Annotated in this window: 19 protein-coding genes; 14 read left to right on the plus strand and 5 right to left on the minus strand. The window is 56.7% G+C overall.

The window, feature by feature from the left end; translation table 11 throughout:
- The first annotated feature begins 170 nt into the window (after nt 1-170).
- The 6 genes from J3U87_RS17970 (at nt 171) to J3U87_RS17995 (ending at nt 8,600) form a co-directional block, all read left to right on the plus strand.
- Nucleotides 171-785, plus strand: a complete 615-nt coding sequence (locus J3U87_RS17970; protein WP_237384438.1) for a sugar transferase — start codon at nt 171-173, stop codon at nt 783-785.
- Nucleotides 778-1,830: a methionyl-tRNA formyltransferase gene (locus J3U87_RS17975; RefSeq protein WP_237384439.1), complete on the plus strand. Its 1,053-nt coding sequence runs from the start codon at nt 778-780 to the stop codon at nt 1,828-1,830. The genes J3U87_RS17970 and J3U87_RS17975 overlap by 8 nt, the downstream gene beginning before the upstream one ends.
- Nucleotides 1,827-2,492, plus strand: coding sequence for a PIG-L deacetylase family protein (locus tag J3U87_RS17980; RefSeq protein WP_237384440.1), 666 nt, complete (start codon nt 1,827-1,829; stop codon nt 2,490-2,492). Before J3U87_RS17975 ends, J3U87_RS17980 begins: the two co-directional genes overlap by 4 nt.
- Nucleotides 2,493-2,836: 344 nt before the next feature.
- Nucleotides 2,837-4,423, plus strand: coding sequence for a lipopolysaccharide biosynthesis protein (locus tag J3U87_RS17985; protein WP_237384441.1), 1,587 nt, complete (start codon nt 2,837-2,839; stop codon nt 4,421-4,423).
- 179 nt (nt 4,424-4,602) lie between these two features.
- Entirely contained in the window at nt 4,603-6,684 is a 2,082-nt protein-coding gene (locus tag J3U87_RS17990; protein WP_237384442.1) for an O-antigen ligase family protein, read from the plus strand.
- A gap of 152 nt (nt 6,685-6,836) precedes the next feature.
- A complete protein-coding gene (locus J3U87_RS17995) occupies nt 6,837-8,600 on the plus strand; it encodes a DUF4838 domain-containing protein (protein ID WP_237384443.1) in 1,764 nt (587 codons plus the stop codon).
- 27 nt (nt 8,601-8,627) lie between these two features.
- Here J3U87_RS17995 and J3U87_RS18000 read toward each other — a convergent pair whose 3' ends face one another.
- Nucleotides 8,628-9,266, minus strand: a complete 639-nt coding sequence (locus J3U87_RS18000; RefSeq protein ID WP_237384444.1) for a YqaA family protein — start codon at nt 9,264-9,266, stop codon at nt 8,628-8,630.
- Nucleotides 9,257-10,084, minus strand: coding sequence for a 5'/3'-nucleotidase SurE (gene surE / locus J3U87_RS18005; protein ID WP_237384445.1), 828 nt, complete (start codon nt 10,082-10,084; stop codon nt 9,257-9,259). Before surE ends, J3U87_RS18000 begins: the two co-directional genes overlap by 10 nt.
- 471 nt (nt 10,085-10,555) lie before the next feature.
- On the opposite strand from surE, the gene J3U87_RS18010 reads away from it, so the two are divergent.
- The 8 genes from J3U87_RS18010 to J3U87_RS18045 all read left to right on the plus strand — a co-directional run bounded on the left by J3U87_RS18010 (nt 10,556) and on the right by J3U87_RS18045 (nt 17,774).
- On the plus strand, nt 10,556-11,536 hold the full coding sequence (locus J3U87_RS18010; RefSeq protein WP_237384446.1) for a hypothetical protein: 981 nt from the start codon (nt 10,556-10,558) through the stop codon (nt 11,534-11,536).
- Between the two features lie 33 nt (nt 11,537-11,569).
- Nucleotides 11,570-12,322 carry an RNA polymerase sigma factor gene (locus J3U87_RS18015; RefSeq protein ID WP_237384447.1) on the plus strand — a complete coding sequence of 251 codons (753 nt, stop codon included), beginning with the start codon at nt 11,570-11,572 and terminating at the stop codon, nt 12,320-12,322.
- Entirely contained in the window at nt 12,319-13,038 is a 720-nt protein-coding gene (locus J3U87_RS18020) for a hypothetical protein (RefSeq protein ID WP_237384448.1), read from the plus strand. Before J3U87_RS18015 ends, J3U87_RS18020 begins: the two co-directional genes overlap by 4 nt.
- 10 nt (nt 13,039-13,048) lie before the next feature.
- Nucleotides 13,049-13,897 (plus strand): tetratricopeptide repeat protein, encoded by an 849-nt coding sequence (locus tag J3U87_RS18025; protein ID WP_237384449.1) that lies wholly within the window; start codon nt 13,049-13,051, stop codon nt 13,895-13,897.
- 278 nt (nt 13,898-14,175) lie between these two features.
- A complete protein-coding gene (locus tag J3U87_RS18030) occupies nt 14,176-15,684 on the plus strand; it encodes a serine hydrolase (protein WP_237384450.1) in 1,509 nt (502 codons plus the stop codon).
- A 354-nt stretch (nt 15,685-16,038) separates the two neighbouring features.
- Complete coding sequence (locus J3U87_RS18035) at nt 16,039-16,386, plus strand: STAS domain-containing protein (RefSeq protein ID WP_237384451.1); 348 nt, start codon at nt 16,039-16,041, stop codon at nt 16,384-16,386.
- 648 nt (nt 16,387-17,034) lie between these two features.
- On the plus strand, nt 17,035-17,253 hold the full coding sequence (locus J3U87_RS18040; protein ID WP_237384452.1) for a hypothetical protein: 219 nt from the start codon (nt 17,035-17,037) through the stop codon (nt 17,251-17,253).
- Nucleotides 17,254-17,339: 86 nt separating this feature from the next.
- Nucleotides 17,340-17,774 carry a PIN domain-containing protein gene (locus J3U87_RS18045; RefSeq protein WP_237384453.1) on the plus strand — a complete coding sequence of 145 codons (435 nt, stop codon included), beginning with the start codon at nt 17,340-17,342 and terminating at the stop codon, nt 17,772-17,774.
- Nucleotides 17,775-17,916: 142 nt separating this feature from the next.
- Here J3U87_RS18045 and J3U87_RS18050 read toward each other — a convergent pair whose 3' ends face one another.
- The 3 genes from J3U87_RS18050 to J3U87_RS18060 all read right to left on the minus strand — a co-directional run bounded on the left by J3U87_RS18050 (nt 17,917) and on the right by J3U87_RS18060 (nt 21,155).
- The gene (locus J3U87_RS18050) at nt 17,917-19,083 is read right to left on the minus strand and encodes an acyl-CoA dehydrogenase family protein (protein ID WP_237384454.1); all 1,167 of its coding nucleotides are present in this window, start codon (nt 19,081-19,083) and stop codon (nt 17,917-17,919) included.
- A gap of 108 nt (nt 19,084-19,191) precedes the next feature.
- The gene (mqnB, locus tag J3U87_RS18055; protein ID WP_237384455.1) at nt 19,192-19,854 is read right to left on the minus strand and encodes a futalosine hydrolase; all 663 of its coding nucleotides are present in this window, start codon (nt 19,852-19,854) and stop codon (nt 19,192-19,194) included.
- Nucleotides 19,851-21,155 (minus strand): two-component system sensor histidine kinase NtrB, encoded by a 1,305-nt coding sequence (locus J3U87_RS18060; protein WP_237384456.1) that lies wholly within the window; start codon nt 21,153-21,155, stop codon nt 19,851-19,853. Before J3U87_RS18060 ends, mqnB begins: the two co-directional genes overlap by 4 nt.
- Nucleotides 21,156-21,243 lie beyond the last annotated feature (88 nt).

The raw sequence follows: 21,243 nt of genomic DNA on the forward strand, positions 1-21,243 counted from the left end.
AATTCCTCTTGTATGTCATATTTTTATGATTTTTTGAAATTTGATGGGCGCGGGATTCTGAGAATCGGTAGTGAAATATTTTTCGGGCTTCGAGGATGGATCGACACGGTCTGGACTTGCTCGCCTCATTCATCTTATGATGCTTTCCAAATCGAGCCTGGAGCAAAACGATGGGTCGCTTTTATTCCCGATTCGGTAAGAGGGCCTTTGACTTGGCGGTCGCCGTCCCCTTTTCCCTTTTTTTTTTGCCGGTGGGTCTTCTGATCTTCGTCCTGATCAAAATCACCTCGCCCGGGCCCGGGTTTTTCTACCAACAACGCGTGGGAAAGGGCGCCAAGCCCTTTACACTCCTCAAATTTAGGACCATGACCCACAAGAATCACGATGCCTCGGTCCAGTTGTTCGGCGGCGAGGCCGAGATTACCTGGCTCGGGCGTTGGTTGCGGCGCTTGAAATTGGACGAAATGCCGCAACTGGTGAACGTACTGCGCGGCGACATGACGCTGGTCGGGCCGCGCCCGATGTTGCCGGCCACGGTCGACGAGACCAATGCCAATTGTCGCCGGCGCCTGTCGGTACTACCTGGCATGACGGGTCAGGCCCAGATTCACGGCAATATCTACCTCACTTGGCCGGAACGCTGGGAGTACGACGCCGACTATGTGAATTCCTGTTCCCTCTGGCTCGACCTGAAAATCATTGTAGGCACCTTTGCAGTGGTCTTTTTGGGCGAGAAGCGTTTTACCAAACCCATGCCTTCGGCGAAAGGTTCCCCTCATGAATGATGTAACAGTGCCTTGCCCGCCGCGCGTCGTCCTGGCCGGCAGCGTGACGAGTTCTCTGAGAACGCTTCAGGGCCTGGTTCGGCACCATCTGGCCCCGGTCGGGGTTTTGGGTGTCAACGTGGACCGCTCCCAAAAAATCAGCGGCTTCGTGGATTTGGAGCGGGCTGCCGAAGAACTTGGGATTCCCTATCTGGGGTTCGATCGCATCAACGACCGGGCCGTCATCGATCAAGTACGGGCTTGGCGGCCGGACCTGTTGTTCGTGGTCGGTCTCTCCCAAATGGTGCAGGAAGAGTTGATGGGGATTGCCACTGTGGGCAATGTCGGCTTTCATCCCACCCACCTGCCGCTCGGACGGGGACGGGCCCCTCTCGCTTGGATCACTCACGACCTGGGACCGGGCGCCGCCAGCTTTTTCCTGATGGATGAAGGGGTCGACTCGGGGCCGATCCTCGCGCAGGAACCCTACGAGGTGGGCCCGAGAGATATCGCGGACCAGGTCAACGACAGGACCCTTGCGGCCATCGATCGCGCTTTGGACCGCTGGTTGCCCGAGCTGGCTGGTGGCCATTGGCGTCCGGCTCCGCAAAACCACGCCAAAGCTACCTACACCGGAATTCGCCGCCCCGAAGATGGCTGTATCGATTGGCAGGCATCCGCGCGGGATATCGATGCCCTGATTCGGGCGGCCTCGCGCCCTCATCCCGGCGCCTACACGTACGTGGGCGGCCGGAAGCTGTTGATTTGGAACTGCGCTCCCGCCGAGGGGCTTCCCTATCGGGGCATACCGGGACGTCTGCTTCTTTGGGACGACGACCGTGGCTGGCTCGTCCAAACGGGTCATGGACTTCTTTGGCTCACCGAATTCGAGTTCGATGTCGAGGCGGAGGACGCCAAGGAGCCCCAGCTTCGCGTGGGCCGGAAGCTGGGTTATGCGGCGCAGGATGAAATCCATCGGCTTCGGCGACAAAATACCAAACTCAAGAAACAACTGCTCGATCTCGAACAGCGAATCCAGACCCTGGAAGAAGGAGGAACTCGATGAAGGTACTCGTCATCGCGCCCCATCCCGACGATGAAGTGCTTGGATGCGGCGGCGTCATGGCACGCCATGTGGCGAACGGCGACGATGTTTTCGTCCTGCTTGCCACTCGTGGTGCCCCGGAATTTTTCTCCGACGAGCAGGTCGAGAGCACGCGCCGCGAGATGCTCGAGGCACATCGGACCCTGGGGGTGACCGAAACCCGTTTTCTGGAGTTCCCCGCGCCGAAACTGGATACGGTGGCCGGTTGTACTATTGCCGATGCCGTGGGCAAGGTGATCGCCGAAATCCGTCCCCAAACCGTGTACCTACCTTTTCCGGGTGATATTCACAAGGATCACCAGGTGGTTCATGAAGCGGCGATGGTCGCTTGTCGACCCGTCTACGACCACCGTCCCGAAACCATCCTTTGCTACGAAACCCTATCCGAAACGGAATGGGCGTCACCGATTGGAAACATGGGGTTTCTGCCGACCTATTTCGTCGATATCGACCGCTTCCTGCCAAAAAAACTGGAAGCCATGCAGTGTTTCGCCAGTCAATTGCGTGATTTTCCGAACCCCAGGTCCTTGGGGGCCATCGAACATTTGGCCAGGTTTCGCGGAGCCTCGGTCAATCTGGCCGCCGCGGAGGCGTTCGTGCCCGTGCGTCAAATCGTTCCCTGATTGGCGGCGGAATGCCGGGCGATTGGAGGCGTCGCGACCCGCGATCGCCGTGAATGTGGGCGTTTCGCTCGGGCAAATGCCTCCCCTGTCTTCGCTTGAGTTATAATCGGTTCTTTCTGGAGCCAGGGGCAAGGACCGCACCTCTTCGAGCGAGATGCGGCGAGGATGCGGACGGGACGAGTTGCGCTGCTTTTCGGTCGTGCCCGATCGTTTGTGCTTGATTCGAGGGCTGCTCACTCGGTTCAGATGTAATCGCTTCTGGGATTCTTTTCACCGCTCCGGACACATGGTACCGCCGGCGCAAGGTTTGGGATTCGTCGGACCCCTCGCAGGGGAGCCCGGTGGTGGAGGCCTTTTTGGGAGAGCTGCAGAAAAATTTGGTGCGCGTCGTCGGGAATTTTACGCGCCTGGGCATCGGCCTGATGTTCGGGCTGCTCCTGGTTCGGCTGCAATTGAGTTTCGGTCAGGACGCCTTTTCGATCATCATTCTGCTGGGCACCACCGTGGGATACCTGAGAATCTTTCCCGATATCATTCAGCATGCCGTCATCGCCGAGCTCAGCCGTGCCTATCACAGTGAAGATCGCCACGACATGTCGCGGGCCTTTGCCGCTGCCGGTCGGGTCAGCGCCCTGATCGGGCTCACCATTCTGACCGCGGTCAGTGGGTTCGCACTCGTGGTGGATCAGGTATTCAACATTCCCGTCGAACTTCTGGGGGCGACGCGGTACCTCACGGTGTGTATCGGGATTCAAACCATGAGCATCGCCCTGTTCGCACCATGCTACAAAATACTGGAAATCCTGGAACGTTTCACCGAGGTCAACTTCTGGCACATGGCGCTGAAACTCTCGTTCCTGTTCGCCGCCGGTCTGGTCCTCCTGTTCGTCGAAGGCTCCCAGGAACGCTTCATCATCTGTTACGGCACGCTTTCGACCCTGTTCTTCGGCACGGTCATGGTTTCCATCATGTTGCGCGCCATGCACTTGTTACCCCACGCCACTTTCTTCCGACGTGACTTTTGCCGCGACGCCGCCAAGCGCATGCTGCGAACCGGCGTGTGGAACACCGTTTCCAATGTTTCGATGGTCTCCCAAGTGGTGTTCGGTGCGTTCATGGCCAACCGATTCTTCGGGATTCACGCCAACGGCATGTACGGACTCGCCATTCAATTGGGCGGCTATGTACGCATGTGCTGCGGGGGCCTCGCCTACGGATTGGACTCGATTGCGGCACGGGTTCTCCTCGTCGGAAAATCCTCCCGGCGGAACCAATTGATCGAAGTGTCCACCGCTGCGCACGCCTGGGCCGTGTTGACGCTTTTCCCGATGATGGTGCTCTTTCCCCAGGAGATTTTGACCGAGTGGATCGGTCCCCAGAGCAAGAATCCCCAATTCGACTATGCCATGACCGCCAACCTGATTCGCCTGTTCGCGTTTGGTGCCATGTTTCACGGGATTTCCGACGCCTGGGACAAGATTCTGATCGGAGCCGGACGCGTCGCCTCCTACGCCCGCCTTCAGTTGGGCATCACGATCCTGGCCATTCCCCTGAGTCTGGCGATCGCCTTGAAGGGTCCCGAGGGTTTGCGGTTCTTCAGCCTCAGCTTCCCCTACACCCTGTTCTATCCGCTGTTTGGTCTCTGGGTGTTCCCATGGCTGTTGTCGCTGTGGACCCAGCAACGACGTTGGACCATGTATCGTCCGTTGTTCAAGACCTTTGCGGTGACGCTTCTGCCGGTCTCGATCCTGTTCCTGGCCGGACTCGCCCTTCCGGCCGAAGGCTTGGGACTGCTTTTGCTGGCCGTTCTGTTCGGGACTTTCCACGTGTTGTCCTCGGGATTCCTGCTGGTGCCCAAACAGTATCGTAGAATGGGATTCGATTTCTTGATGGGGCTGAGAAGTCGGTTTGGCGGCTCGGCTGCCGAATGATTTGGATCGGCTCTTCGAGGTGCGTTTTTGACGGCCGTGCCTGTCGCCGGCGGGCGATGGATCCTCCGCTTCTTCTTGTCTCCCTTCCCCAAACCAACTAGAATACAACCGCGCCATTTTCCCAATGCTCTCAAATCAAATAAGGTCAGCTCAGGTTCTTTGAAACCAGGCTTCGTTGCATGATGAATACGTCCCATGACTCTCACCACGGTTCTCTGGCAGACTGGATTTGGCACGTCCTTTTCTTCGATGCGTTGGTTCTCTTCCTTCGTTTTGGCGGCTACGCGATTGCGGACCTGCTCTTTCACGCCTGTTGCCTGATCATTGCCGGAGTGTTGCTGTGGCGTTGCTCCTCCGGGTACCGGCTGCCCAAGGGCATTTGGCTCGTTTTTTACGGCATCGCGGCCCTGGCCCTGGTTCAGACCGTGCCGGTCGGTCACGGGCTCTTGGCCTGGCTGGCCCCGATCAAGCACCGCATTTTCTCGGTCTCGTCCGCACACTTTCCCGATGTGACCGTTGCCACCTCGATCGCCATGGTGCCGCCGCTACACTGGCTGAAATTCGCCTCGTTGTGCCTCGATATGGCGATGGTGGCGATTCTGCTTGCCGCGCCGCGTCCCCAACGTCGCGTGTTCTACGGATGGTTCTTCGGCATTGGCGCTTTGGCCTCATGGCTGGCTATCTTGAATTACCAGAATCATATAGAGACGTTGCCATTCTTGCGTCTCTACAGCGGGACTCACGGGGGAATCGTCAACCGCAATCATTTCGCCATGTTGACCGTGACCTTGCTGATCATGACCTATCCGAAGATCCTCAAACATTTTGCGGCATTGCGGCAACCCAAGCGCCGGCAGACCATCGGCTTGGATCAACGCGCGACCGAAATCCTTTGGGGGTTCTTCTTCCTCATCGTGGCCTCGGTGTTTTTCGTGGCCTTTTCGGCAACTTGGTCGCGATCGGGTGTGCTCAATTTCGTGGTCAGCCACTTCGTGTTTTTGTTTTTGCTGGTAGTTGGCCTGGTGCGTCAGATGAATCGGCACAAGTACCTCATTCCGGCGGTTCTTCTGGCGGGGGCCGTCCTCATGCTGTTTCTGCCGCTCGGACGTGGATTGGAACGGTTTCAAAAATTGGGGGCCACGGACGAGGGCCGGTTGAACCGAATCCTGATCGGGATGGGCTACCTGGCCGAAATGCCGGTTCTCGGAGCCGGAATGGGGGCCTCCGAAGCGATCCTCGATCCGGTGGAGCCGCGAAACCTGCGTGAAACGCGCAATGCTCGGCAGTTTCACAACGAATATCTTCAAGTGTTGATCGAAATGGGGCCACTTGGATTGGTGGCTCTTCTGGTGGCTTTGTTTTTCTTGGGGAGCGAGTTGTGGAAGGGGCTTTCGGTCAAGGAATTCGATCGCCGGGTTTTTGCCTGTGCCATCTTCGCCCTGTTCGTGACGCTGTTGATATATTCTCTGCTCTCTTTTCCTTTGCGGGTCCCCGCGTTGAGGGTGTTCCTCATGCTTCTCTTCGCGTATGGGCTCAAATGTGTCCATCATCGGGATCACCTCCATCGCGGGGCCACGCGCAAGGTCCTTGGCGGGCTGCCTCTGCTGGCGTTCGGCACTCTTTGGTTTGCCGCACACCTTCCCGCCTCGCTGGAAAAGGACAGCCTTCCTCTGGTGGAACGATCGCGGAGTTACGGGTTCTTCTACCGCGTCGATCTGTTCAAGGCCAACGATCGCCTGGAGCGGATCTTTCTCGAAATGCCTCCGGCCGAGACCGTCGTGGCCGAGCTTCCCGAGATTCGCGCCGGATTGTTGCGGCATTTGAGGTTGCAGCCCTTCAGCCTCAAGGCCCTCAACAATCTGTTCATCGTCGATGTGCTGCAACACCGTTTCCGGGACTTGAGTTTCGACCCGGACGTCTATGCCGGTTTCCGGGCTCAGGCCATGGCCATCAGCGAGCTTGGGCGCGATGCCAACTGGCACTCCAAGGCGGCCCAATTGTTCCTCTATTCGATTTACGAACCCCATCTCCCACCGGAGGATCTCGCCGAATTCGAACGCTTGAAAAAAGACCCATATGTGATTCGATTCTGGATTCTGGCGCGCAAAAAGCTCGCCGAGCCAAAAGAAGCACCGGAGTCTTCGATGGAACGGGAAAGCAACCCGGAAGGAGTACCCTCGACCACAGGAACCGAAAATCCTCCGAGTAGCCAAAGGAGTTCGGTACCCAACGAGTCGGCTCCTGCCCGGGTGGGATATTGACGGCGATACGTATGCAGTGTGGGCGTCGGCGTGGCCTTTTTCGGAAAGCTGTTTTCGTGGTTTTGGTCGGGTTCTTGGTCGGGTGGGCGCCCACGGCCCTGGCCGCCAAACCCGCTCGTACGGATTTTGTCCTCTTCGCAGATGGTCGATTCGTGCCGGATGTCTATTTGGTGACGCCGGCTCCCGATGTGCCGGTCGCCCGTTTCGAACTTTTTTGCGGCTATCTGGGCAAAACCGCCTCGGAAATTCGCACCGTGCCGTCTCTGGCCGAAGGGATGCGGATCCATGGGGAAAAAGGGGATCTTTCCGGCGACAGTCCCGGAGTCAATCGGGTGCTTTTGGTTTTGGGAAAGGCGGCCCAAGCGGTGACGGGCGCACCCGATGCCCTGGGAGACGGTTTCGTGATTCAGTTTCCCGAGCCGCACGTCATGGTGATCGCCGCGGCCACGGGGAACGGTTTGTGGCATGGGATGGTCGAGTTTTTGGAACGCTACCTCGGTATCCGATGGCTGTTTCCCGGAAAAGAGGGCGAGGTGGTGCCCGAACACCGCGACTTGGCCGTTTCCCGCCGGCCCGTTCGTCAGAAACCTCACTTCGAACATCGTTTCCTGTCCGGCCTGCTCGGTCCAGGGCACCGCGAATGGGCAGAGTTCCAGCGCATGCAGTATAAGATCCATCGTCACCACAACATGATCAATCTCTTCCCTCCCGAAACCTACATGAAGTCCCATCCCCATTTCTATCCCGTGATCGACGGTAAGCGGCGCCTACCCGCCAACAACGAAGTCTACAGTTGGCAGCCCTGTTTCAGTGATGAGGAGCTGCTGGCCGAATCGATCTCGGTCGTCAACCGGTGGTTCGACGAACACCCCGAAGAGAGTTCCATTTCGTTGGGTACGAACGACTCCATGTTCTGGTGCCAGTGTGATCGCTGCCTACCCCGTTATGGCGCCAAAAACGAGCTGGGTCTGGACGACACGTCCGACGTGTATTACACCTGGGCCAACAAGGTGGTGGAGGCGGTGCTGAAACGCCATCCGGACAAGTGGTTCGGGGTATTGGCCTACAGCAACCTGTTGGAGCCACCCAAACGGGTGCCCATCCACCCACGGATCGTGCCCTTTCTCACCTACGAGCGGCTCAAGTGGCGTCGTCGCAAAGAGCGTCGGCGAGGCCTCGCTCGAGAACGGACCTTCCACCGCAAAGCGGCGAATGTCGGTCTCTACGACTATTATTATGGGACCCCGTATTTACTGCCGCGGCCCACCTTCCACAGTGTCGCCACCGAATTGCGCCATGCCGCTCGCCGCGGCATACGCCATTTCTACGCAGAGGCCTATCCCAATTGGGGCGAGGGCCCGAAGATCTATCTCGTGCTCAAGTTACTCTGGAACCCCAAGGCCGATCCCGAGCCGTTGCTGAAAGATTGGTATCGCGCTGCGGTGGGGCCCGAGGCGGCGCCCTATCTGGAGGACTACTTCGCGCATTGGGAACGCTTCTGGATGAAACGAGTCAGAAAGCTAGAGTGGTTTCGCGCGCCAGGACAGTATCTCTTCTTTGGCGAGACCGAATACCTGAAGCCTTTGACGCACGAGGATGTGACGCATTCGGAGTACCTGCTTCGAGAGGTGGTCGCCAAGTCTCGAACGCCGGAACAAAAAGCGCGGGCGGAATTGTTCGTCCAATCTTTCGAGTGGTATCGCGCCAATGCCCTTTCCTACCTGGGGTTGGTCAAGGGGGACATGGGGGGGCGGACCAAAGAGGAATTGTTGGCTATCGATCTGGAGCGTTATGCATTGATCGAGGCCGGCCGCGATCATCCGTTCCTGTTTCAATACGTCCGTTTCGATCGATTTCGCAACCTGAACCTGCTGAATTGGGGTCATCCCGAAAAATACATCGTGACCCCGTTGTGATGGGGCGATGGTTCGGTCGACCCTCACTCAATGACTCGGCACCAACCACTTGATGGCGAGGAATCCTCCGATGAACAAGACTGCCGCCAAGAGGGTGAGCTTGTCGAAGTACTTGTCGATGAAACGCACGGCGGGTTCGCCGAATCTTTTCACGACCCAGGCTTCGATGGCGAAGCGCAGGCCGCGGCTGGCGAGCGAGAGCAGCAGGAACGGAAGAATCGAAAAGTGGAATACCCCGGCGGTGATGGTGACGACCTTGTAGGGGATCGGGGTGAAGCCGGCGATGAACACGACGGCCATGCCGTATTGGGCGTACCAGTTTTTGAAGGTGTTGTACTTGTCCATCGCACCGTAGAATTCGAGAATCGCCACGCCGACGGTGTCGAAGAAAAAGAAACCGAGCAGGTATCCGAAAAGGCCGCCGAGTACCGAGGCCAGGGTGCAGATTCCCGCGATGCGGTAGGCTCGGTCGCGGTTCGCCAGGCACATCGGCAGCAACATCACGTCTGGTGGAATCGGGAAGAACGAACTCTCCGCGAAACTGATCAGGGCCAGCCACCAAGTGGCTTTCGGGTGCTCCGAAAGCTGGAGCGTTCGCTCGTACAATTGCCGAATCCAGCCCATGATTTTGTGATAGACGCGCATGGGCGCGGCAGCTATGGACATGACCAGTCTCCTTGGGCGACCTCGACCAATGTCTGGAGATCGTCCTGGAACTCGCCTTCGTGGCGCTTCAACAGGTCGGTATCGGTCATTTCCATTTGGAGCGGGGTGGCCGTGATGTAATTGGCGTAGAAGGCGCCGAGATCCGTACCGGTCTCCGGGCCGCAGTCGGGGTGATAAGGGCCCAGCCAGTAGTAGTCTTTTCCGCGCGGGTCGGTGCGCGTCACGAGGCGAGTTTGGAAACAGCGCTCGTCGAGCGGTACGAACCTGAGGCCCCGAAGTGGTTTGCCGGGGACGTTCAGGTTCCAGATGGCGTGGCGAGAGGCTTGGGGACGTTCGAGCATCCAGGCGGCGAAGCCTCGAGCGACCCGCGCTGCGGGAGCCACCGCGAAGGCTCGCTGTTCGTCGCGGCCCACCGAAACCGCAAGCGCCGGGGCGCCGTAGTGAAAGCCTTCCCAGGCTGCGGCGACCGTACCCGAGTAGGCGGTGTCCAATCCCAGGTTGGGACCGTGGTTGATTCCCGAAACGATCAGGTCTGGTACCACGCCTTCCAAGACCACCCGTATACCCAGGTGGACGCAATCGACCGGAGTTCCGTTGACCGCGTAAGTGGCCTCGCCGAGGGGTCTCAGCCGCAACGGTGTGTCCAGTGAGACCTTGCGACTCACGCCGGAATTATCCTGTTCGGGAGCCACCACGATGACGCGACCCAGCTCGGCGAGTTCCGTGCACAGAGCCTTGATTCCCGCAGAAAAATATCCATCGTCGTTACATACCAAAATGGTGGGCACCGAATGTGTTTCGGCCTGGTTCATCTGCATGAGAGCCCGTCCTTCGTTGATGCCGATTCCCCACGGCGCTGGCAAATGGTAAAACCCTGATATGTGATGTCCTCGAATGGCGAGTCCTCGGTCGGGACCCGCCTAACACAAAAGAGGCATCCTAACACAACTGTGTCTCCCTTGGTGAGCCTTCGAGGCTGTCCGGACGTCGGCCCTCGAAACAGTGTAGGCCAGGTTGCAAAGTAATCGCGGACAGCGGAATTGGCTCGGTTCCGGTCGATGCGTTATGATGCGGGGAATTCCCGATCGAGACGACCCCTCATCTTTGGATGGAAAAGAATCTTCGGGAACCACTCAACCAAATGTGACGGATCCTCGTTGGGGGAGGTGCACGCCCGACCGCGCGCCACTCCATCCCGACCTCGATGGGGGGCGAGGCCGGAAGCGGTTGATTGCCATCGCCAGGGGTTGTCATGGTGTGGTTGTTCGAATTCCTCCCAAGGAGCGATCATGAAGGACTCGGTTAAGATATTTCCCCTCATTGGGTTGACTGTGTCGCTGCTACTCACGTCCTGCAGCTCCGAGGTCAATTATTCGCGGTCTCTTTTCAATCATATTCCCGCCGATCCCGAGGTCTTGGTTCTGATTCGACCCAACGATGTGACCAACCTTCTGGAAATCACCATGGACGAGCTGGATTTGAACAAGCTCTTCGACGATCGCCTCGGCATCGATACCTCCGATTTCAACCGACAAAAAGAGATCGTCGGCGAGATGTTGCAAGCGGTCGGCGTTCCCTGGCCGCAAGTGGAGTCCGTCGGTTTCCTCCTTTATTTCGAAAAACCCATCATTCTGCTCTCCGGCAATTTCAAACAGCAGGAAGTCGTGGCCAGGATTCGCGAGGTGGGTTTCAAGCAGCGTTCCAATGGTTACTTCGACTATATTTATGAAAAACAAAAACTTCACGTTCCCGCCGATGGCTTGATGATGATGGCCGAGGAAGATCTGCTGGATTTCCTGATGCTGGTTCCCGAGGAGAATCGCCTGTGGAACCGGGAAGATTTCGAAGCCTATCGCCGCACGACCCCGCTCAACAACAGTATTTTTCTGTGGTCCCAACCACCCAAACACTTTCTGTCGGACTTCCAGTACCACGAAGAACTGAGTAACGTCAGCGTGGCCGTGGATTTCAAACACAACCTGAACATGCGGGCCAACGTGCGTCTCAAGAGTTCCGAGAAGGCGACCTATCTCTATGATATGGTCCTCGGCACGGTCACGTTCTCCCAGGGCATGTTCGGCCCGGATCCCGAGTTCGGTCCCGTGTTCAAGGGAATCAAGGTTACCCAGGACAACAATCAGGTCATCGCTTCTCTGGTGATTCCGGCCTCTCAACTACCGGCTCTCAAGGAGCGGATCATGCGAGATATCGAGAACCCCGAGGCGGGGACCTTCGGCAAACTTCAAAATTTCTTTGATCGCTTGGACTGATCTCTGTTGCCAAATCCGCGGTGGATTCCGAAAATGGGAGTGGAACTTTCCAGAGGAATGAACGGAACGGGTTTCGGCTTGGCGCCGGACGGTTTTGGCGTGAGTTTGATCACCGGAGCACTGCCTCGAGGCAAGGACTCCACAATCGAAAACGATACTAAACGAGTTGGGGTGGGGCGGCGTTTCTCTATGCGCAAGGTTGACCTGGTTGATGCAACCGAAACCGATGAACAATTGATGAACCGAGCCGCCAAGGACGACTTGGTTGCTTTCGAAGCCCTGGTGGCGCGACATCAAAAACGCGTGTACCGAATGGCCAGCCGCATGCTGGCTTCAGACGAAGACGCTTGGGATGTGAGTCAGGAGATATTCATTAAGATCTACCATGCTCGTCGGTCCTATGTGGAAAACGCCAAGTTCACCACCTGGCTCTACCGCATAGCCCACAACGCTGTCATCGACAAAATCCGCCAGATCAAACGGCACGCCAAGGTGGTTTCCATGGAAGACATGCTCACCGAAGTTCAGGGTCACTTGAGTAGTGCACACAAGGCACTGGAATTGGACGAAGTGACCGGGAAAATGTCGGAAGCGCTTGCCCGATTGAGCGAGCGACAGCGCAGCATGGTCCTTCTCAAATACTACGAGGGCTGCTCCATCAACGAAATTGCCGAAGTCTTCGATTGTGCCACCGGTACCGTCAAGGCCACCTTGTTTCAAGCGATTCGCAACCTGCGAAAGAATCTGGCCCGCAGTGGATTGGTCACCGCGGAGGTGAACTCATGAAAAAAGATTGGAACCACGATCACGCGGCGCGGGAGGCTTCTTGGGCTGAAGCCTTCGACCAACTGGAGCAGGCCCAGACAATCGGAGGCGATGAATCGTCGACCGATGCCGAAATGGCCGATCTGCTCACTATCACGCGCGCCCTCGATCAACTCGGTCAGGAAGATGTCGCCATGCCGAGAGCCCTGGAGTTCCGCCGCGGTGTCATGAGCCATGTTCGTCAACCCAGGCCCTGGCGTTCCTATCTTGTTGGATTCGCCGTGGCGGCCATCGTTCTCCTCGCGGTGTTTCTGCCGCGAGAACCCGAGCCCTCCGGCAAGACCCATCTCGTGATGGCACCGGAACTGATTGATCAGGCCATGGCCAACCAGGCCCGATCGGATATGATCGATTACCTGCAAAGTACCGAATTGCTGCTGCTCTCCATTCGCGATTACGATTTTTACTGTGCCGAGAACCAATTGGATATGGCTCCGGAGAAGAATCTGGCAAAGGTCCTGCTACTCAAACAGAAAATGTTTCACCATCAATTGGACGATCCGCGCTATTTTCAAGCGCGCCAACTCTTCGATCAGTTGGAACGTATCCTTGTTGACGTGAACAATATGGACGTGTGCAGCGACAAGTTCGAGCTGGAATACCTCAATCAACACATCATCAAGAAGCGCATTCTCACCAAGCTTCGAGTCATCGCTCAAGAAATCCAATATTCGTAGGGTGTCACATATGGTCTTCCTCAGTCACGTGTTCCTGATTTTTACGTTCGGATTCGCCCCGCCCCAGTCGGGCGCCGAAGAATTCGAACTCTGGAAGCAAGCCCGCGCCCATTGGTACAACAAGGAGTGGACCGAAGCGGCTCAGGCATACCAGACGTTGATCGACAAGTTTCCCGACAGCCCACGGCGTTGTAAGAGCCAAAATTACCTGGGATATTGTTACGATCGAATGGGTCGCAAGAAAGAAGCGCTCGACATGTTTTCCCAATTGGTGAGTCAGGGGAATTGCAAGGCCGAAACCGTACTCGACGCCAAGGGCGAGCGGCTAAAATTGGCCTACGAACTGGTTGCGGAAGATCCCGCCCTCAAGTCCATTTTGGAAGCGGGTTTACGCGATCCCAACATCGACATTCGCATGCAGGCCGCCATTTTTCTCAGCAATCTCGACGACAAGTCGGGCCTCGACACCTTTTTCGAAGTCGTGGAAGAAAGCCCCGACCGGGATCTGCGCGATACCGCCACCAAGCACATCATCAAGTTGGGTGACGATGCCGACAAGGAACGCCTCGAAAAAATCCTCGAGGAGCAGCGTCTCTCCAAGAGCGGTGTCAAACCGAAGATGATCCGCCTCATCATTCGCAAATTCTCTTCCACCGAAGAAACCGTGAAGGTCAATTTGCCCATCAGCCTCTACGGAATCGTCATCCGCAGCCTGACGGACGACCAGCTCAAGGTAATCGAGGAACAGGCGGGCATCGATTTGAAACGCTTGAGCTTCAACCTGGAGGACTTGGAGTCGGGCCACGTGCTCTTCTCGGTCGTGACCAAGGATGAAGAAATCAAGATGTTCCTCGAATAGCGGGCCTGTTGGTATGAGGCCCATCCCCGACCGATATCGCTTCCTTGCGCGTCTTTGAGGGAAATGACGCCAACCCTGATCTCGTTTTTCGGCCGGTAGTGCGCGAACGACCCTTTTGGTTTTTGTATTGCGCACTATAACATTGATGATTCGGATCCCGCGGAATCCGAATCAAGGTATCGTTGTGAGAGTGGGTTCCCTTCGTCTCGGGATTGCCCGTTCGCGATCAGGCCGTTGGTGCTCCCGGATTCTCATGCCGTGATCAGGAGTGTTTCTTCATGTGTTTTTCCTTGTTCGGGTTCATCTTTCTCGCATCCTCGGTCATTCAGGCGGAACCGAATTCAAACGCCGATGCACGGAAACAGGTGGAAGCCTATCTTCAAAAGCTCGAATCCCGTTATGGAATTGCCGGTCAATCGGTCGCAATTCTCGTCGATGGGACCATGGTGGATTCCGTCTGGCGAGGTTACGCGAATCTCGAGTTCGAGATACCGGTCGATGCCGAGACCGTATTCCCGGTCTATTCGATTGCGAAGCTCTTTGCCAATGTCACCACGATGCAATTGGTAGAGGCGGATAAGATCGACTTGGATGCGACGCTCGATACCTATCTGCCCGATGTACCGCCCACCTGGTCCAAGATTACGGTCCGACAAGCCATGTCTCATCTCTCGGGATTGCCCGATTTCTATACCACCGACCACCTGCTTCCGGAGGAAGAAGGCCTGGTGTTGCCCAGTGTATTCGGGAAGCCGCTTCTTTCCGAGCCAGGTCACGCCAATCGCTACAACCAGACCAATTTCTTTCTCGTCCGGAACATCATCGAGCGAGTCACGGGCCGTCGATACCTCGATGTGGTCAGGGAGCGCATGATTCGAAACCCCGGTTTGAAACAGACATCGTTCGGCAGCCAAAATGCGGTGGTTTCTCGAAGGGCATCCAGTTACACAGGCAAGGCAGGCCGACTGAGACTGAATTCGGGTTGGGACTTTCCCGAATACTTTTTTGCCAGTGCCGGCTTGAATACCACTGCCGAGGACATGGCGATCTGGTTCAAGCACCTTCTCGATGGGCGACTGATCGATCGTGCAACCCTGGAGGTCATGTGGCGGCCCGTCAAACGAAACGACGGTTCCCTGTCCTTCTTCGCCAACGGCTGGTCCTTCCAACGGTACGAGGGGATCACCGCCGTCGGCCACGGCGGCGGCGGGCGAAACAACGTCCACCACTTCCGGAGGGAGGCGGACGGCCGAAGTGTAACCGTGATCTACCTGACCAATGGTGGCCTGAAATGGTACCCGGTCTACGATATCGTCAACATCATCGGTAACTACTATTTACCGGGCATTCAATCCTCTTCGATGGCGTTGAAGCACGACATGTTTGACGCAATAGAATCCGATCGCTGGGATCTGGCTCAGGCCAGGTACCGTCGATTTCGAGGGGCGGCCGATACGAGGGGCGTCGACACCGAGAACACGCTCAATGCCCTGGGTTACGACATCCTGTTCATGCTCGACGTGAAAAAGGCGCTTCCCGTGTTCGAGTTGAATTTGGAGATGCACCCGGAATCGGCCAATGCCCACGACAGTTTGGGAGACGCCTTGATTCGATCGGGAGACCCGAAGTCCGCGGTGACGGTGCTGAATCGCGGTTTGATGTTGGCCAAAAAACAGGCGGCAGGATCGCGCATGATTCAAACTTTGGAGGCCCATTTGGCCGAGGCGCGGAAACTGCTGAACCCGAAATCGACCCAAGCCAAAACGGAACAAGAAAAAGTACCGTAGCCAAAGGTCGGGCTTTCGGTCCGGTTATCTCTTTGGCGCGATCTTGGCGATAGGCTATTCACTTGGGCGGGTCTTTTTGATGGCCAAACGCCATGTGAAAAGGGTCCTATGTGGGAGTGGAGACTTCCCAAGCAAGGTATCGATCAGAAGATACAAATGGTGTTGGGCTTGTTGGCCAAAAAGGTTGTTTTTTTCTCTGAACTTTCGATGAGAAGATTTCGTTCACTTTACCGACTGGTGATGTGATATTCCGAAGGTAAAACCAAGACACTCTGATGCAGCAACCAATTAACATTGGCTAATACACTATTGAAAGAGTTGCTGTATTGCTTCTTTCCACGTGGAGGTGGGACTATGAAATGTGTTGTGGAGCAACACGAAGGGTTTACCATTGTACGCATCGAAGGTCGGATCGATATCGGAGACGGCGACATCAAGCTGAGACATGGTGTTCGAGAGGCGGCTCTTTTCGACTGCCCTGGAATCATTCTCGATTTCACCAAGGTCACTTATATGGATAGCTCCGGTATCGGGGAATTGGTCAGCATATATTCAGAACTACAGAAGTCCGGCAAGAACATGTGCCTAGCCCATCTCAACGCCAAAATTTACGATTTGATGACCCTGACGCAATTGATCGCCGTCCTACCCGTTTTCGATAGCGTCGAAGACGCCATGATGACGATGATCAAGGCGGCTTGAGACTCTATTACCCAACGTTCTTTGGTTCCGTACCCTGGGAGCATCGGAACGCCATCACGTCCGATGTTCCATTTTTTACGGTAAATCGGGAACGATCGAAATGGGTAGAGGTGTCGATACTTGAATTGCGATCATTGAGCATGTTGTCGTTCTTGAAGAAAAGATAAGGATTATGTCAGTGATATACTAACATGATCAGGTTTTTGGATTGTTGTGTTACTAATGCTTTGGGGGTGACTGTGGCGCTTCTGGGCAATCGTATGCCACGACGATCCGAGATTCCTCGTTAAGTTCCGATCCCTCTCGTTTTCTTTGCGAGGAATCTCCCTCCGCTTTTTTCTCCGAAGCCATCCTTCTTCACCCAAATCACCCCTTTGGATTTTGGGTGGGCCGATCATCCGTGGTCGGCTATTTTTTTGCCCGGATATACGGTGTGGACCTGGGCCTTTTGCGATTGCCCTCGGGCCTGTGCCTCTGGAGCAGAAAAAAACTGCATTTGCAGGCTGCTGCAATCAAGCTTCCCGGCCATGTGACCGAAGAACATGGAAAGTCCTTGGATATCTTTTCCCGAAAATGGCGCTCCGTATCGAGTGGGTTTGACGGCTCGTTCGGCGGGTGCCACATGGCATTTCGCCAAGGAGGCAGGGTTTGCTGAAAAATATTACCCTCAGTGCCGACGAATCTTTGATTCAGCGCGCGCGTGCTCGTGCCGCTCTGGAAAAGCGCACACTCAATGCGCTCTTTCGGGAGTGGCTGGCGCGCTATGCGGGCAAGGAACGGGACATGGAAAGTTACCGGCAACTCATGGCCAAGCTGAGTTATGCAGCGCCTGGCAAGGACTCTTCCCGGGCGACTCGTAATTCCTGAACGCCACTCGAGTTCAACATGGCCCATCACACCCTGGGTTCGTCCGGATGCTGCGGGCACCCTCGACGCGCAAAGTGGAGACTTACATGGAAGGAAGATATTTTATCGATACGGGCGTCTTTATCGCGAGTTTTGACGACAGCGATGCCGATCGCCAGAACATCGCGCAAAAATTGATTGGAACCGCTCTTGCGGAACATGTGGGGATCATCAGTTACCAGGTCATCGAAGAAATGCTGCATCATTTCATGGATCGTTTCGAAAAGAAGCTGGAACCGGGGGACACGGACGAATACCTGGAGCGCGTTTTGATTCCCCTTTGCGAGGTTTACCCGACGGTGGAGCTCTACGAAACAGCGCTCAATCTGTGTTACGAGCGGCGATACTCCTACAAGGACGCCCTGATTTTGGCGGCCTCCCAGCGTGGAAGCTGCAAAGTACTCTTTTCCGACCGCTTGAAGCACGGCGGCACTGTGGGCGCCCTGACCATCCACAATCCGTTCAGAAAGCTGGACGGCTGATTTCGAAATCCCCGAAGAGAATGAGGCGATGAGGACCATCCCCGGTGGCGGAGATGGTCTGGGGTGTCGATCGGTGCCCGTCGGCACGGCGATGTCAAAGCCTTGTTGGGGCCTTTCCCGAACAACTCTGGATGGGGAACAGTTACATCCTGAAGCCGGGCTCCTGCATGGTCTTCCAGATGATCTCCTTCATGATTTCGGTAGTACCGCCGCCGATGGGCAAGAGCCTGGAGTCGCGGTAGATGCGTTCCACCAGTACGCCTTGCATGTAGCCGAGACCCCCGAAGATTTGAACCGCTTCGTCGGCGCAAAAGCGACAGGCTTCCACGGCGGTGTTCTTGGCGATCGCCACCTGGCGAATCGCCATTTCGCCGCGATGGGCCAGGCTGGCGGCGTGGTAGACGAATTGTTGCGCCACTTCCACCCGACTTTGCATGTCGACCAGCTTGTGGCGAATGACTTGTTTGGCGATCAGCGGCTTTCCGAAAGCCTCTCGCTGTCCCGCATAGGTCAACGCCGCCTCGCATGCCATGGCTGCCGAGGTTACGGCCATCACTGCGAGTTGAATGCGTTCCGACAAAAAGTTCTGCATGATCCACTTGAACCCCGAACCCTCGGTACCGATGAGATTGGCGACGGGAACTCGGCAATCCTCGAAAGCCAGTTCAGCGGTGTCCGAGCAGCGCCAGCCCATTTTTTTCAGGGCCTTGGAAACCCGCAAGCCCGGCGTATCTCGTTCGATCACGAGAAGGGAAATCCCCTCGTGACCAGGCCCTCCGGTACGAACCGCAGTGGTGAGAAAGTCGGCTCGGGTTCCGCTGGTGATATAGGTTTTGGCCCCATTGACGATGTAGTGATCGCCGTCGCGCACGGCTCTGGTCTTGATGCTGGCGACATCCGAGCCGGCGTCGGGTTCGGTGATGGCCAGAGCCGCGATGGTTTCTCCAGACAGGGTGGGGGGAATGAATCGCCGCTTTTGCTCCTCCGTTCCGGCAAACAAGATGGGAGGTAAGGCGATCATGTGTGAACCCAGTCCGGCGGCGATGCCTTGGGCTCCGCTTCGGGTCAGTTCTTCGGATACCACGATCGCATGAAACAGATCGGTATTGGTGCCTCCGTATTCCTCGCCGAAACAGACGCCCAAAAGCCCGTGTTCCCCGGCCTTGCGGTAAAGCTCGCGAGGGAAAATCCCCTCTTCCTCCCACTGATCCACGTGGGGTTCGATCTCTTCGCGCACGAAGCGGCTGGTCAGGTCGCGCAGCATTTCGTGCGATTCGTCAAAGTAGCTGCATTGCGTAGCTGTCGTCATCAAAACGCTCCTCGATGTCGGTTCGGCCCATCGCGTCGCGAGTGGTGAACGACGGATCGGGTCGAAAACGATGATGGTTCAGGCACGGAGGGCAAAGGGCAGCCGAGATCAGGGGACCAGGTTTTCATGAATCCAGGTGCCGAGTCGCTCGAGTGGTTCACGAACCTGCCATGAGCGCGGATCCCGAGGTCCGACCCGATTGCTGACCGCACGCAGTTCGGAGAACGGTACCCAATCGAGAGCACAGGCCAGGGCCACCGCCGCGCCTTCCATGTTCTCGAGGCCCGCGCCGAAAGTACGCCAAAGAGCATCCGCTCGGTGAGTCGAATTGGTCACGGCCGCGACCGTAATGGCTTGGGTGGTTGGCAGGTCCCCAGGCAAATCGGCAAGCTCGAAGTCGCAGCCGAATTGGCGATCTTCGCGCGGCAGCATCGGAAGATTCATGGCGTCGAGGTTGTAGAAGCGGTCGGCATCCGCATAGCCGGTATCCGCCAAGGTCTCTCGGGTGACGGCGTAGATGTCGCCCAGCGCCAGATCCGCCTGTGCGAAGGTGCCGGCGATCCCGGCGAGCACCACCCGATCCGGCCGTAAATGGCGAATCAGGTGACTGGTGGTGACCGAAGCCGCGGCGGGTCCGATTCCGCAAAGCGCCCAATCGAGGTCGGCATCTTGGGAGACCGACCAGGGCCCGACCAATCGCTGCGATAGATCGTAACGGGGATTCAGGTAACGCAACTCCAGTTCGGTGGGGACCAAAATCAGGGTTTTCAAGCGGCCTTTTGCTCCTGGGGCAAGGTGAAGGTGAAAACGGTTCCCTCGCCGATGCGGCTGGACACGTCGATCCGGCCCTGGTGGGCCTCGGCGATGCGCTGCGCGATCGGCAGTCCCAGCCCGGTTCCGCCGATGCGGGTCGAGTAGAACACCTTGAAGATGTTCTTCAACTCGGGGTCGGAGATACCGGGTCCTTCATCTCGGATTTGAATCATTACTTTACCATTTCCAGTGGTGGCCGTCTTGATTTCCAGTAATTTACCCGGTGTGAGAATTTGGATCGCATTTTGGACGACGTTCAGCAGCGCTTGACGCATTTGCGCTTCGTCTGCCTGGATTTGAGGAAGATGTTCGTCGAAAAGGATCTCCAATCGGACACCGCTCTTCTTGATTTCGGGATCGAGGAAAGTGAGTACGGCCTGGATCAGAGCGTTGAGATCGCAGGGGTGGGATTGGAGCGCGGTCGGTCTCGCGTACGACAGAAAGGAACCGACCAGGCGTTCCAGGCGCATGATTTCCTTGCGCGTACCCATGAGCATGTCCTGTAGGTCCTCCAGTTCGTCGGCGCCGCGATCCTCCAACTCCTCTTGAATCAGTTGAACATTCATGTTCATTGAATTCAGTGGATTGCGGATTTCATGAGCCAGTCCGCTGGCCAAGGTACCCACGTACGCCATCTGGTCGGCCTTGCGGGCGTGTTCCTGCAGTTCCTTGTTGCGACGGTAGGCCCAAATCACATAGACGAGCCCCAGGCAAAGCAGGGCCAGGGAGATGATGATCGCAAAGGTCAATTTTCGATTGAGATCGGTCCGCAGCGCCGCAACTTCCTGTTCGATCAGGTTGGGATTGTATTCCAGTGCCAGGCGGTTGTCGTCGGAGAGGGGAGAGGTCCCCGACTGAACGGGAATCATACGGGCCATTTGGTCGGCGTGATGTTCGTGGGGTGATTCCGGCGGTTGTTCTCGCGATTCGTTCGCGCGAACGACCATGGAACCGCGGATCATCTCGCGGTGTAGCACGCGTCCCTGCCTGTCGAGTACGACGACCGAATGGAAAAACGAAAACTTCCGTAGTCGCGGTGCGATGCGTCTGGAGAGGGATCGCCCGTCCGGGGATCGATCGGGGAATTCTCGAACCAACTGCTCCTGCAACAGGGTTTCCGCCTCGCGAATACCGGCAACGAGACGTTCGGTGACGATCGCTTCCGAGAGCGAAGAGAACGTCAGAAAACCGAATACGGCCAAATTGGCGATGATCAACAGGCCGAATGTCAAAATGGCGAAAATGATACCGCGCGTCATCGTGACTCTAGACCTCGTTCCATTGGTAATCTCTTCTCATACTTGATGTTATCGAGGGTGCACATTTCTAGATCGTCTCAGGTCACGG

This window comes from Sulfidibacter corallicola (genome assembly GCF_017498545.1).
Lineage (GTDB): Bacteria > Acidobacteriota > Holophagae > Acanthopleuribacterales > Acanthopleuribacteraceae > Sulfidibacter > Sulfidibacter corallicola.